The following is a 12,826-nucleotide window of genomic DNA, read 5'->3' as shown; positions in this document are numbered from 1 at the left end:
ATGAACCGCCGTATGCGGAACCGCACGTACGGTGGTGTGGGAGGGCTGAGGGGGTGACCCCTCACCCTACCCGATTGGCGCGGCGCGGGGCGTCGCTGTCCCGGATGGCTGGACCACACTGGGGACGAGCGTCGACATCGTTTATGCTCGTGTGGTCGCTGTCTTTGCCGCGTAACCCAACCTGGGATGACGGATGGCTCTCTCCGACCCGCAACCGAAGCCGCCGCGCAAGCCGGTCACCGGCACGCAGCCGGGGACGAACGACGGCGTCGCCACGCGTCTCGCACCGCGTCGCACGCGCATCGGCCGGCTCGTGCGCGCGGTCACGTCGCCGTATTTCCGCTATCGCCACGCCAAGTTCTTCCACAGCCTGCGCGTTGGCCTCGCGATGCTCGTGTCGATCCTCGCGACGACGGGTATCGATATTCCGCACGGCATCTGGTCGTCGGTGACGCTGCTGGTGGTGATTGGCGGGTTGCAGCATCACGGCAATATCCGCAAGAAAGCGGCGGAGCGCGCGGCGGGCACGCTGCTCGGCGCGACGCTCGGTCTTGCGCTGATCCTGCAGCAGAACCTGTTCGATTCGCTGACGCTAACCTACGTACTGATGTCGGTGATTGCCGCCGTCTGCGCGTGGTTTGCGATCGGCAGCGCCGGTTATGTGGCGCTGTTGACGGCGATCACGATGTGCATCGTCGCGGGCCACGGCGACAACATAATCGACACGGGGCTCTGGCGCACGCTGAACGTGCTGATCGGCATTGTGATCGCGCTGGCGTTTTCGTTTGCGCTGCCGTTGCACGCGACGTACTCATGGCGCTATCTGCTCGCCGACAACCTGCGTGAATGCGCGCGCATCTACACGCGGATGACGACGGGCGTGCCCGTCGGCAGCGACGAACTGGTCGCCACGTTCATCCGCATGGGCAAGCGGCTGGTGCAGTTGCGCTCGCTGATGCCGTCGGTCGCGAAGGAGATCGATCAGCCCATCGCGCAGCTAGATGAGATCCAACGTTTACATCGTTCGATGCTGAGCGCGCTCGAAATGCTGTCGACGGGCACGCTCGCGCATCCGGATCGGCGCGACGCGTTCGCGCAGCGGTGCGGCGAAGAGGCGAACGCGGTGCGCCTGACGCTGCTCGCCGCCGCGCGCGCGTTGCGCTTCGCGGGCGCGACACAGTTTCGGATGCCGGACGCGGCGACATTGTCATCGACGCCGGAAGCGAAGCAGGGCGCGCAGACACCGTGCGAAGAAATGGCCCCTGATTTACAGGGGCCGTATTGGCTCGCGCAGCGCTTCGCCGAGCAGGTGGAGCGCTTGCGCGCGCTGCTCGCGGCGAGCGAGCCGAACTGGAACATCGAACGCGGCGCGAGCGATGCGCCCGCGCGTCAATGACGAATCAGCTTGCGTGCTTGTCGCCTTCGTGCGGGTTGGTGACCATCCACATCACGCCGAACTTGTCGACGACCATGCCGAAGCCCGTGCTCCAGAACGTCGCCTGCCACGGCATCACGACATTGCCGCCTTCGCAAATCGCGTTGAACGTCTTTTCGCCTTGCGACGGATCGTCGACGGTGATCGACAGGCCATAGCCCGTGTGCGTGCCGGAGCCGGGCGTGTCGTCGCAGTTGCCGTCCGACGCCATCAGTTCCGTCGCGCCGATCTTGACCGACGCATGCATGATCTTGTCTTCGGTGCCGGGGCGGATGGGTTGCTGCGGGTTCGGCGGCGCGTCCCTGAAACGCATCTGGAACAGCACTTGTGCACCGAGCTTCTCGCCGTAGAACTTGAGCGCTTCTTCACAACGGCCATTGAAAAACAGATAGGGCTGGACTTGCATCGTTGTCTCCTGTCAATTGAATTGACGTGTCGTTTCGCGCGAACGCGCAGTGACGGAGTGCGACTGAACGCACGCGTGCCAACGATTGTAGTCGCCGCTGCAGCGTCGAATGTGAAACTGTGTTGACCGAAGTAAAACCTGCCGAAGCGCAGACAGTACGCTTACACATTGGGAAAAGAATGCGCGCGAAGCGGTAGATAAAAGCAGCGCAAAACGGGCGACAAACAAAAAAGCGCGCGGGGCCTTGCGGGCCACGCGCGCCATGCTTGCGCGGTGAGTCAGGCGAGTCGGTCTTAACGCAGACCTTCGATCACCTTCTCGAGCTTGACGGCATCCGCAGCAAATACGCGAATGCCTTCGGAGAGCTTCTCGGTCGCCATCGCTTCGTCGTTGACGAGGAAGCGGAAGGTCGGCTCGTCGGTCGGCACGCGCGCGATATCGGCGTCTTTGGACGCTTCCGGCAACAGCTTGCGCTCGACCTTGTCGTTGCTGTCCTGCAGCTTTTGCAGCAGGTCGGGACTGATGGTCAGCAGATCGCAGCCGGCCAGTTCGAGAATCTGGCTCGTGGTGCGGAAGCTCGCGCCCATCACTTCCGTCTTGTAGCCGAACTTCTTGTAGTACGCATAGATGCGGCGCACCGATTGCACGCCCGGATCGTTCGCGCCGCCGTCGCGCGCTTCGTCCCAGTTGCTGCCGGCGTTCTTCTTGTACCAGTCGTAGATGCGGCCGACGAACGGCGAAATCAGTTGCGCGCCTGCTTCCGCGGCGGCGACAGCCTGCGCCAGCGAGAACAGCAGCGTCATGTTGCAGTGGATGCCGTCCTTCTGCAGCACTTCGGCAGCGCGGATGCCTTCCCACGTCGAAGCAAGTTTGATCAGCACGCGCTCGCGGCCGATGCCCTTCGCCTCGTACATCTTGATGAGTTCATGTCCTTTCTCGATCGACGCCTTCGTGTCGAACGACAAACGGGCGTCGACTTCAGTCGACACACGGCCCGGCACGATCTTGAGGATTTCGGTGCCGAAGGCGATCAGCAGGTTGTCGATGACCGTGCTGACGGGCTTCGACGCGTGATCGCGCACGGTCTTTTCGAGCAGCGGCTTGTACTCGTCCTTCTGCACGGCCTTCAGGACCAGCGACGGGTTCGTCGTCGCGTCCTGCGGCTTGTATTGCGCGAGTTGCTGGAAGTCGCCGGTGTCCGCGACGACCGTGGTGTATTGCTTGAGTTGATCGAGTGCAGTTGTCATGTCGAGCCTTCGCTTCGAGGCGCACGCGCGCCATGGTCCAGGAAATGATGACGCGGCGCGAGGCCGCAATGCGTTTCGCTTTGCCACGTAAACGGCCGTGCAGGCGCGTCATCTGCGATGTCCACGTCTGAAACCGGGGATGTTACCGTGGAACGCCGCCCGCTACTTCTATTCTATGGCGGATCGGATGATGGTGGTTTGACAGGGCCACCCTCTGTCCGTTCGCGCCATGTCGCCAGGCGCTTTCCGCCTTTCGCATTTCATTCGCTGTCCGCTAACCTGTCACCTTCGTCAGCCGCGCCGCGCGTTCAGCACGCCATGCGTCACCAGTCCCGCGACGAGTCCCCAGAACGCGGAACCGATCGACAGTAATGTGAGGCCGGACGCCGTCACCATGAACGTGACGAGCGCAGCTTCGCGCTGCCGTGCGTCCTGCATCGCGTTGGTGAGGCCGCTCATGATCGAGCCGAACAGAGCGAGCGCCGCCACCGACACCACCAGCGCCTTCGGCAGCGAGCCGAACAGCGCCGCGATCGTCGCGCCGAAAATGCCCGCGATCAGATAGAACACGCCGCACCAGACGGCCGCCATATAGCGCTTGTTCCCGTCTTCGTGCGCTTCGCGCCCGGTGCAGATGGCGGCCGTGATCGCCGCGAGGTTCACGCCGTGCGAGCCGAACGGCGCGAGCAGCAGCGAAGCCGCGCCCGTCGTCGCGATCAGCGGCGCGGACGGTGTCTGGTAGCCGTCCGCGCGCAGCACGGCGATGCCCGGCACGTTCTGCGACGCCATCGCCACGACGAACAGCGGAATGCCGATGCTGATCACCGCCGACAGCGAAAACGCGGGCAGCGTCAACACAGGCACGGCGAAGGCCACATGAAAGCGGCTGAAATCGAGCAGCCCGAGCGCGCCTGCAACGGCCGTGCCGACGACGAGCGTCGCCGGAATCGCATAGCGCGGCGCAAAACGCTTGATGACGAGGTAGGTGAAGAACATCGCCAGCACGAGCGCCGTCTGGAATTGCGCAGCGCGGAAAATCTCGATGCCGATCTCGAACAGGATGCCCGCCAGCAGCGCGGCCGCGATGCCCGCCGGAATCCGCTTCATCAGCGTGTCGAACCAGCCAGTGAGGCCGATCAGCGTCAGCAGCAGCGCGCACACGACGAACGCGCCAATCGCCTCGGGATAGGCGACGTGCGGCAGCGACGAAACGAGCAGCGCCGCGCCCGGCGTCGACCACGCGACCACGATGGGCGCGCGAAAGCGCAGCGATAGGCCGATCGTGCAGAGCGCCATGCCCATCGACAGCGCCCAGATCCACGAAGAAATCTGCGCATCGCTCAGATGCGCGGCGCGGCCCGCCTGGAACATCAGCACGAGCGAGCTGGTGTAGCCCGTCATCATCGCGACGAAACCGGCGACGAGCGCGGACAGGGACGTATCGGCGAATGGCCGCAGCGGCGTGCGCGCGGCGCGGGAGAAGTCGGGGGAGGAAGAGGTCATCCTGCGTGTCTCTGTGTAGCGTCGTTGGTGTGATGGGTGCTGGCCGGGCAGCGCGCGCAATGCAGCTGCGGCCGTGGCGTCGTTGCGCTACGGCTCGCCTGGCAGACGGGGAAACCCGGGATCTTACTTGCTTAGCGTGCGCATCGCCGTTTCGAGGCCGGCGAGCGTGAGCGGATACATCCGGTGGCCGAGCACTTCACGTATAACCGAAACCGACTGCCGGTATTCCCACAAGCCTTCCGGTTCCGGGTTCAGCCACGCGTGATGCGGGAAATGGTCGGCGAGCCGCCGCAGCCAGACGGCGCCCGCTTCGGCGTTGTTGTATTCGACCGAACCGCCCGCCTGAAGGACTTCGTACGGGCTCATCGTCGCGTCGCCGACGAAGATCAGCTTGTAGTCGGGCGTGAACTTGTGCAGCACGTCCCACGTCGCCATCCGCTCGACATGGCGGCGGCGGTTGTTCTTCCACAAAAAATCGTAGACGCAGTTGTGGAAGTAGTAGAACTCGAGGTGCTTGAACTCGGCTTTCGCGGCCGAGAACAGCTCTTCCGTGCGCTTGATGTGATCGTCCATCGATCCACCGACGTCGAGCAGCATCAGCACCTTCACGTTGTTGTGCCGCTCCGGGACCATCTTGAGGTCGAGCCAGCCGGCGTTCGCGGCCGTGCTGCGGATCGTGTCGGGCAGATCGAGTTCTTCGGCGGCGCCTTCGCGCGCGAAACGCCGCAGGCGGCGCAGCGCGACCTTGATGTTGCGCGTGCCGATTTCGACCTGATCGTCGTAGTCTCGGTATGCACGCTGGTCCCACACTTTCGTGGCCGTCCGGCTGCCCGACGACTCGCCGCCGATGCGGATGCCTTCCGGGTTGTAGCCGCCATTGCCGAACGGCGACGTGCCGCCCGTGCCGATCCATTTGTTGCCGCCTTCGTGGCGGCCTTTCTGCTCGTCGAGCAGTTCCTTCAGGCGCTCCATCAGCTTGTCGAGGCCGCCCATCTTTTCGATCTGCGCTTTCTCTTCCGGGCTGAGATCGCGTTGCAGCTTCTTTTTCAGCCAGTCGAGCGGCACGTCCAGCGCGAGATCGGCCTTCTGCGCAACGCCGTTGAAATACGCGCCGAACGCCTGATCGAACTTGTCGAAATACTGCTCGTCCTTCACGAGCGTCATGCGCGCGAGATAGTAGAACTCGTCCAGCGACGGCCGGATCACGCTTTCCTTCAACGCTTCGAGCAGCGTCAGGTATTCCTTCACGGAAACGGGCAGCTTCGCGGCGCGCAGCGTGTAGAAAAAGTCGATCAGCATGCCCTTGTCTCCGTCCGTGTTGGCCTGACGTGGCGCAATCAGCGGTTGTTGCGGTTCATGAACACGAGCCGCTCGAACAGGCTCACGTCCTGTTCGTTCTTCAGCAACGCACCATGCAGCGGCGGCACGATCTGCTTCTGATCCTTCGAGCGCAGCGCTTCGGGCGGAATGTCTTCGGCGAGCAGGAGCTTGAGCCAGTCGAGCAGTTCGGAGGTGGACGGCTTCTTCTTCAGGCCCGACACGTTGCGCAGCTCGAAAAAGCTTTCCATCGCGGCGCGCAGCAATTCCTGCTTGATGCCCGGATAGTGGACTTCGACGATCTGCTGCATCGTCGACGGATCGGGGAACTTGATGTAGTGGAAGAAGCAGCGGCGCAGGAATGCGTCAGGCAGCTCCTTCTCGTTGTTCGACGTGATGATGACGAGCGGCCGGTGCTTCGCTTTCACGAGCTCGCGTGTCTCGTACACGTAGAACTCCATGCGGTCGAGTTCGCGCAGCAGGTCGTTCGGAAACTCGATGTCGGCCTTGTCGATTTCGTCGATCAGCAGCACCGATTGTTCATCCGATTCGAACGCCTGCCATAGCACGCCCTTAACGATGTAGTTGCGAATGTCTTTCACGCGCTCGTCGCCGAGCTGCGAATCGCGCAGGCGCGATACGGCGTCGTATTCGTACAGACCCTGCTGTGCCTTCGTGGTGGACTTGATGTGCCATTGCAACAGCGGCATGTCGAGAGCCGCCGCGACTTCCTCTGCGAGCATCGTCTTGCCCGTGCCCGGCTCGCCTTTGATCAGCAGGGGCCGCCTGAGCGTCATCGCGGCATTGACCGCGAGCTTGAGGTCGTCGGTGGCGACGTATTGCGATGAGCCTTCGAAACGCATGACAGGACGCTCGTTCGGGAAAAATTCCAGTATAAGTCAGAAGGCCTGTTGTGCTCCGCGGGGCGCGCGTAAGGTGTCAGCCGCGTCGGACGGTATGCGCGGCGCGTGCAAGAGACGGATTTCCGCATGCGGCAATCCGCCGCGCCCGGACGGAAGCCGGTTGTGACTGTCCCATTTCGGCATTTCGCGCGACGCCTTGTGGCGCGGCGCTTTGCCGGGACAGGGGTCGGGTCCTGTCGGGTGGACGCCCGGCGCGGCGTCGCGGTACAATTGGGCCGATTTTTTTGGCCTGCGTGGCAACCCAGACAAGTAAAACGGCGCAGGCCGTAGCCTTTTTGGGCGCCCGTTCCCCCTCAAGCCAGGTTAAAAGAGCTATGAACAAATTCGTTGGCAAACATGTCGTGGTCGCTGCCATGTCGGTGGCCGCGGGTTTTGCGGCAACTTTGGCGGCAACTGCGCAGGCAGCGGATATCGTGGGCGACGCCAAGGCGGGCCAGGGCAAGGTCGCGATGTGCATCGGCTGTCACGGCATTCCCGACTATCGTACGGCTTACCCCGAGGTGTACCGGGTGCCGATGCTGGGCGGCCAGAACCGGACCTACCTCGAAAACGCGCTGCACGCGTACAAGAAGGGCGACCGCCACTTCGACACGATGCACGCGATCGCTGTGACCCTGACCGACCAGGACATCGCCGACATCGCCGCGTATTACTCGGTGCAGACGGCCTCTTCGAAGAATAATCCCGACAAATGACGGGCGGCGCGCGCCAGCGCGTCATCGGTTCATTCAGTTCGCGGCGCAACCAGTTTGCATGGGACGGCGGTAGGCGCTAAAGCGCAAACGTCCGTCGACACAGGAGAATTCATGAAGAAGCATCCCCACGCACTTCATACGGTGGTCAAGGCTGCATGCGCGACGCTCGCGCTGGCCGGTTTTGTCGTCGCATCGAACGCGCACGCGGCGGATGCCGCCAACGGCAAGGCGCTCTCCGATAGCCACAACTGCGCGGCCTGCCACGGCCCGAATCTGAACAAGCCCGTGACGCCCGAGTATCCGAAGCTCGCCGGTCAGCACGCGGATTACGTCTATTGGGCGCTGCGCCAGTATCAGATGGGCACGGGCAACCCGCACCTCGGCCGCAACAACGCGATCATGCAGGCGCAGGTGCAAAGCCTTTCGCCAAGCGACATGAAGGACATCGCCGCGTACATCGAATCGCTGGACGGCGACCTCGTGCAGAAGAAGTAAGCTGCTGCACGTTCGCTGACGGATCACGACAAACACCCCGCTTCTTGGCGGGGTGTTTGTTTTCGTGCAACGGGTTTCAGCTGGCGCGAAGGTTCGCGCCGTCAGTCAGTCGCGCGTCGCGCGGCGCTCGATGCGCTGCAGATAGGCGTCCGTATCGGGCGGCGTGTTGGTGCGCTGCGCTTCCCAGATCGTTTCGCCCAGGCACTCCATGATCGCGTGCTGCGCGTCGTGCGTGGAGCCGAGGCGCGCGGCGAGCCGGTCGTGCGCGGCGCGAATGCCGGGCGGCTGATCGATCGACAGCTGCTCGCTGATCGCGAGATGCATCGACAGATGCAGGAATGGATTGGTTTGCCCACGTTCGGGCGAGTAGTCCTGCGCCGAGGCGGCCTCGGCGTCCTTGAGCTCGGCGTGATACTCGGGATGCTCGATGATCCAGTCGGCGGCGATCGCTTCGAGCGGCGTCAGGATTTCACCCGCGCGCTGCTTGCGCCAGGTGTCGGTGAAAAAACGGCGGACTTCGTCGCGGCTGGGATTGAACATCGATGGACTTCGGACGGTGAAAGCGAGTGGGGCGGGCTGTTTGCGCTGTGCGTCGGCTCGGACGTCGCCAGCAGCCGTTCATTTTACGCCGCGCCCGCAGCGCGCGCAGACGGATGGCGCGACACGCTGAAAGCGCCGTGCCGCGGCGCTTAGAGATCGGGCGGCGGCGTCTTCGGCTTGAATTCGCACAGCGGCTCGATCACACAATGCCAGCATTCCGGCCGGCGCGCCTTGCATACATAGCGCCCGTGCAGAATCAGCCAGTGATGCGCATCCTGCAGGAACTCGGCGGGCGTGAATTTTTCCAGCGCCAGTTCGACGGCGCGCACGTCCTTGCCTGGCGCGAGGCCCGTTCGGTTGGCAACCCGAAAGATGTGCGTGTCGACGGCGATGGTCGGCTGGCCGAATGCCGTGTTCAGCACGACGTTCGCCGTCTTGCGGCCCACGCCCGGCAGGCTCTCCAGCGCTTCGCGCCCGTCGGGCACTTCGCCGCCGTACTGGTCGAGCAGGATGCGGCACGTCGCGATCACGTTCTTCGCTTTCGTGCGATACAGGCCTATCGTCTTGATGTAGTCGGCGACGCCTTCCTCGCCGAGGTCGAACACCTTCTGCGGCGTGTTGGCGACGGGAAACATCCGGCGCATCGCCTTGTTCACGGAGACGTCCGTTGCTTGCGCGGACAACATCACGGCGATCAGCAACTCGAACGGTGTCGAGTATTCCAGTTCGGTCGTCGGATGCGGGTTCAGGCTCTGGAGCGTCTCGTAGATCGCACGTCGTTTGGTCGCGTTCATGCGGCTCGGTCAGGACTTTTTGGGTTGATCGACGTCTGGCTTGGGTGCGGATTCGGAATTGTCGTTAGCGATGCCCAGCCGGCGACGGCGTGCCTCGGCTTCGTCGATCTGCGCTTGCGTTTCTGCGCTGATCGCGGTCGTGTTCCTGGGGCCGAGACCTTGCGCGGCGTTTTCCGCCTTCTTCGCGCGCGCACGTTCGAGCGCGGCCTGGATGATCGCGCGTTTCTTCGCTTCGGCGTCGGCGACGGGCGCGGCGACCGCTTCGACTGTCGCTTCTGTTGGGGCGGGGCCAACGGCCGGCGCCGCCGGGGCCGGCGAACTCGCCGATACCGCCGCCGCGCGTTTGGCTGCCGCGCGCGCCTCGGCCGCTTCGCGCTCCGCAGCGAGACGCGTACGGCGACCGTCGTGACGCGTGCGCGCGGCGTCGGCCTGTTGCTGGCTCCACGCATCCCAGCCCGTCTTGTCGCCCGTGACGGGGATCATCTCGATGCAGTCGACGGGGCAGGGCGGCACGCACAGGTCACAGCCCGTGCACAGTTCGGCGACCATCGTGTGCATCTGCTTCGGTGCGCCGACGATTGCATCGACGGGGCAAGCCTGCATGCACAGCGTGCAGCCGATGCACAGGCTCTCGTCGATGAACGCGACGGGCCGCGCTCGCTCGACGCCATGGTCCAGATTCAGGGGAATCACGGGCTTGCCGAGCAGCTTCGCGAGCCGCGCGACGCCTTCCGCGCCGCCGGGCGGGCACTGGTTGTAGCTGGCCTCGCCCTGCGCGATGGCTAAGGCGTAAGCGCGGCAGTCGGGATAGCCGCACTTCGTGCATTGTGTCTGGGGCAGCAGATCTTCGATGAGATCCGCGAATGTTTTGGATTCTGTCACGGTCAAGACGTGGGGGACATGCTGTTGCCGTTCACCGGCGCGGCGAATGCTTGTGATCGAATGGATGCGGTTTCAACTGCGCCATTGGGTGCGCACCGTTTGGTGTGCGCCATTTGGCGTGCGCCATTGGGTGTGCACCGGGACGCATTCGCAGACATCGCGCAAACCGCGTGAGGCGCCCGGCCGCCAGGGTCACCGTCAACACGGCACAGCAAGGGCGTTCGGCGATCGGTCAAATGCGTATTATCGCCGATTTCCCCAGTTGTTATTACCGAAGCATGTGCCATAATCGAAGCGCTTTTTTGTAAGACCGCAGGACGGTGTGATCCCACCAACCAGCCCCGCGCAGCGCCGCCGTTGCAAGGCCAGGCAATTGGACGGCGAGCGATCCGGATAACGCGGCTCACGAAGCACATGCCACCATGAATCAGCCGAAAATCAAAAGAGATCCTGAAGGCACCCGTCGCCGCATTCTGCTCGCGGCGGCCGAAGAGTTCGCGAATGGTGGGTTGTTCGGCGCACGCGTCGACCAGATCGCCCGCCGCGCGGAGACCAATGAACGCATGCTCTACTACTACTTCGGTAGCAAGGAGCAGCTTTTCACGGCAGTCCTCGAACACGCGTTCAGCGCGCTCACGGAAGCCGAGCGCACGCTCGATCTCGCAGGCGTCGCGCCTGTCGAGGCCGTCACGCGGCTCGCGCATTTCGTGTGGGATTACTATCGCGACCACCCCGAATTGCTGAGACTCGTGAACAACGAGAATCTGCACGAGGCGCGCTATATGCAGAAGTCCACGCGCATCCGCGAAATGATCTCACCGATCGTTGCCACACTGGGCTCGATACTCGAGCGCGGCCAGCGCGCCGGCCTGTTTCGCACGAACGTCGATCCGCTGCGCTTCTATGTGACGCTGTCCGGGATGGGCTACTACATCGTCTCGAACCGCTTCACGCTCGAAGCCACGCTGGGTCGCGACTTCAGCGCAGCGGCCGAGCGCAGCGAAGTGATCCAGATGAACACTGAGATCCTGCTTGCGTATCTGATGCGTCGCTAAGCCTGAACGCCTGACGGACAAACGGCCTCGCAAGAGGCCGTTTTCGTATCCGCTGGAATCCGTTGGATGCAGGCGCAACATTTGGCTGCGCCCGCTGAATGCGGCTTGCGCCTACGCTTCGACGCGCTCTTCCGTCTTGCGTGTGGTCGCCTTCGGCGTGTGCTCGAGGATGAAGTCGCGCAACTGCGGATAGATGATGGTGCGCCAGCGACGGCCCGAGAAGATGCCGTAGTGCCCGCACTTTTCCGCCGTGAAATGGCGGCGATCCTTTTCCGGGATGCCCGTGCACAGCTCATGCGCGGCGCGCGTCTGGCCGCTGCCGGAGATGTCGTCGAGTTCGCCTTCGATCGTGAAGAGGGCGGTCTTCGTGATGTCCTGCGGGCGCACCAGCTCGCCGTTCACTTCCCACGTGCCTTCCGCGAGACTGAACTCCTGGAACACGACGCGGATGGTCTGCAGATAGTATTCCGCGGCCATGTCGAGTACCGCGTTGTATTCGTCATAGAAACGGCGGTGCGCTTCCGCATCTTCTTCGTCACCGCGCAGAAGGCTCTGATAGAAGTCCCAGTGCGAAGCCGCGTGACGTTCCGGATTCATCGCGACAAAGCCCGTGTGCTGCAGAAAACCCGGATACACCTTACGGCCGAAGCCCGGATAGTTCGGCGGCACATTGTAAATGACGTTGTTCTCGAACCATTCAGTCGAATGCTGCGTCGCCAGCGAATTGACGGCCGTGGGGCTTTTACGCGCGTCGATCGGGCCGCCCATCATCGTCATCGTGCGCGGCGTGTCTTCGCCGCGGCTCGCCATCAGCGAAATGGCGGCGAGTACGGGAACGGTAGGCTGGCACACCGAGATCACGTGCAGATTCTTCGCGCCGATGTGGCGGATGAATTCCTGGATGTACGCGATGTAATCGTCGAGATCGAACGTACCGTCTTCGATCGGCACCATGCGCGCGTCGATCCAGTCCGTGATGTACACCTTGTGATCCTGCAGCAACGTCTTAACGGTGTCGCGCAGCAGCGTGGAATGGTGACCCGACAGCGGTGCGCACACCAGCACGACGGGTTCTTCCTTCAGCTGCGTCACAGCGTCGCTGTCGTCCGAATAGCGCTTGAAGCGCATCAGCCGGCAAAACGGCTTCTCGACGATCGTCTGCTCGACGATGGGAATGTTGTGGCCGTCCTTGACGATCTGGTGCAGGTTGAACTCGGGCTTCTCGTAGTCCTTGCCGAGACGGTACAGCAGCTCGTAGCCAGCGGACAGGCGTGTGGCGCCCGGCACATAGGCGAGCGGACTGGCCGGATTCGCAAACGATTTCGAGGCAGCCTGAGCCCAGGCGGTGAGCGGGCTCAAAAGAGCCCGCTGGAATTCGTGGATTTGATAGAGCATCGGTGCTCCAGCTATAACGGTTCGCGCAGCGCAGCGTGTCTAAACGCGCAGCGACGAGGCGGGCCGGTTCTGGTTACGTGTGGAATTGTTGGTGGTGACGATTATCGGCCGTCTGGTTCGGGTGATGATATAGAAGGCA

The 12,826-nt window shown here is 63.2% G+C and carries 13 protein-coding genes; 4 read left to right on the top strand and 9 right to left on the bottom strand.

The window, feature by feature from the left end; all coding sequences use genetic code 11:
* Positions 1 to 193 precede the first annotated feature (193 nt).
* Positions 194 to 1,396, top strand: a complete 1,203-nt coding sequence (locus SB822_RS47285) for an FUSC family protein (protein ID WP_410857934.1) — start codon at positions 194 to 196, stop codon at positions 1,394 to 1,396.
* Between the two features lie 4 nt (positions 1,397 to 1,400).
* Here the strand turns inward: SB822_RS47285 and SB822_RS47280 are convergent, their stop codons facing one another.
* From SB822_RS47280 to SB822_RS47260, 5 genes are all read right to left on the bottom strand, one after another.
* A complete protein-coding gene (locus tag SB822_RS47280; protein WP_007583377.1) occupies positions 1,401 to 1,841 on the bottom strand; it encodes a VOC family protein in 441 nt (146 codons plus the stop codon).
* Positions 1,842 to 2,134: 293 nt separating this feature from the next.
* Positions 2,135 to 3,088: a transaldolase gene (gene tal, locus SB822_RS47275; protein ID WP_410857933.1), complete on the bottom strand. Its 954-nt coding sequence runs from the start codon at positions 3,086 to 3,088 to the stop codon at positions 2,135 to 2,137.
* A gap of 291 nt (positions 3,089 to 3,379) precedes the next feature.
* Positions 3,380 to 4,591, bottom strand: coding sequence for a benzoate/H(+) symporter BenE family transporter (locus SB822_RS47270; RefSeq protein WP_007583379.1), 1,212 nt, complete (start codon positions 4,589 to 4,591; stop codon positions 3,380 to 3,382).
* A 123-nt stretch (positions 4,592 to 4,714) separates the two neighbouring features.
* Positions 4,715 to 5,890, bottom strand: a complete 1,176-nt coding sequence (locus tag SB822_RS47265) for a vWA domain-containing protein (RefSeq protein ID WP_410857932.1) — start codon at positions 5,888 to 5,890, stop codon at positions 4,715 to 4,717.
* A 38-nt stretch (positions 5,891 to 5,928) separates the two neighbouring features.
* Positions 5,929 to 6,771: an AAA family ATPase gene (locus SB822_RS47260; RefSeq protein WP_042310284.1), complete on the bottom strand. Its 843-nt coding sequence runs from the start codon at positions 6,769 to 6,771 to the stop codon at positions 5,929 to 5,931.
* Between the two features lie 374 nt (positions 6,772 to 7,145).
* Here SB822_RS47260 and SB822_RS47255 point away from each other — a divergent pair, with 374 nt between their 5' ends.
* Both SB822_RS47255 and SB822_RS47250 read left to right on the top strand, forming a co-directional pair.
* Entirely contained in the window at positions 7,146 to 7,526 is a 381-nt protein-coding gene (locus SB822_RS47255; protein ID WP_007583383.1) for a c-type cytochrome, read from the top strand.
* 111 nt (positions 7,527 to 7,637) lie between these two features.
* Complete coding sequence (locus tag SB822_RS47250; protein WP_042310283.1) at positions 7,638 to 8,021, top strand: c-type cytochrome; 384 nt, start codon at positions 7,638 to 7,640, stop codon at positions 8,019 to 8,021.
* Between the two features lie 105 nt (positions 8,022 to 8,126).
* Here SB822_RS47250 and SB822_RS47245 read toward each other — a convergent pair whose 3' ends face one another.
* The 3 genes from SB822_RS47245 to rsxB all read right to left on the bottom strand — a co-directional run bounded on the left by SB822_RS47245 (position 8,127) and on the right by rsxB (position 10,237).
* Positions 8,127 to 8,561 (bottom strand): DUF1841 family protein, encoded by a 435-nt coding sequence (locus tag SB822_RS47245; protein ID WP_007583386.1) that lies wholly within the window; start codon positions 8,559 to 8,561, stop codon positions 8,127 to 8,129.
* 149 nt (positions 8,562 to 8,710) lie between these two features.
* Positions 8,711 to 9,355, bottom strand: a complete 645-nt coding sequence (gene nth / locus SB822_RS47240) for an endonuclease III (protein WP_007583387.1) — start codon at positions 9,353 to 9,355, stop codon at positions 8,711 to 8,713.
* Positions 9,356 to 9,364: 9 nt separating this feature from the next.
* Positions 9,365 to 10,237 carry an electron transport complex subunit RsxB gene (gene rsxB, locus SB822_RS47235; RefSeq protein ID WP_410857931.1) on the bottom strand — a complete coding sequence of 291 codons (873 nt, stop codon included), beginning with the start codon at positions 10,235 to 10,237 and terminating at the stop codon, positions 9,365 to 9,367.
* 422 nt (positions 10,238 to 10,659) lie between these two features.
* Here rsxB and SB822_RS47230 point away from each other — a divergent pair, with 422 nt between their 5' ends.
* Positions 10,660 to 11,292, top strand: coding sequence for a TetR family transcriptional regulator (locus SB822_RS47230; RefSeq protein WP_007583389.1), 633 nt, complete (start codon positions 10,660 to 10,662; stop codon positions 11,290 to 11,292).
* 111 nt (positions 11,293 to 11,403) lie between these two features.
* Here the strand turns inward: SB822_RS47230 and SB822_RS47225 are convergent, their stop codons facing one another.
* The gene (locus SB822_RS47225; protein WP_007583390.1) at positions 11,404 to 12,687 is read right to left on the bottom strand and encodes a polyhydroxyalkanoate depolymerase; all 1,284 of its coding nucleotides are present in this window, start codon (positions 12,685 to 12,687) and stop codon (positions 11,404 to 11,406) included.
* Between the last annotated feature and the right edge of the window lie 139 nt (positions 12,688 to 12,826).

It is taken from the genome of Paraburkholderia sp. SIMBA_054, assembly GCF_046534875.1.
Lineage (GTDB): Bacteria > Pseudomonadota > Gammaproteobacteria > Burkholderiales > Burkholderiaceae > Paraburkholderia > Paraburkholderia hospita.
This window is presented reverse-complemented; position numbering and strand designations above follow the sequence as displayed.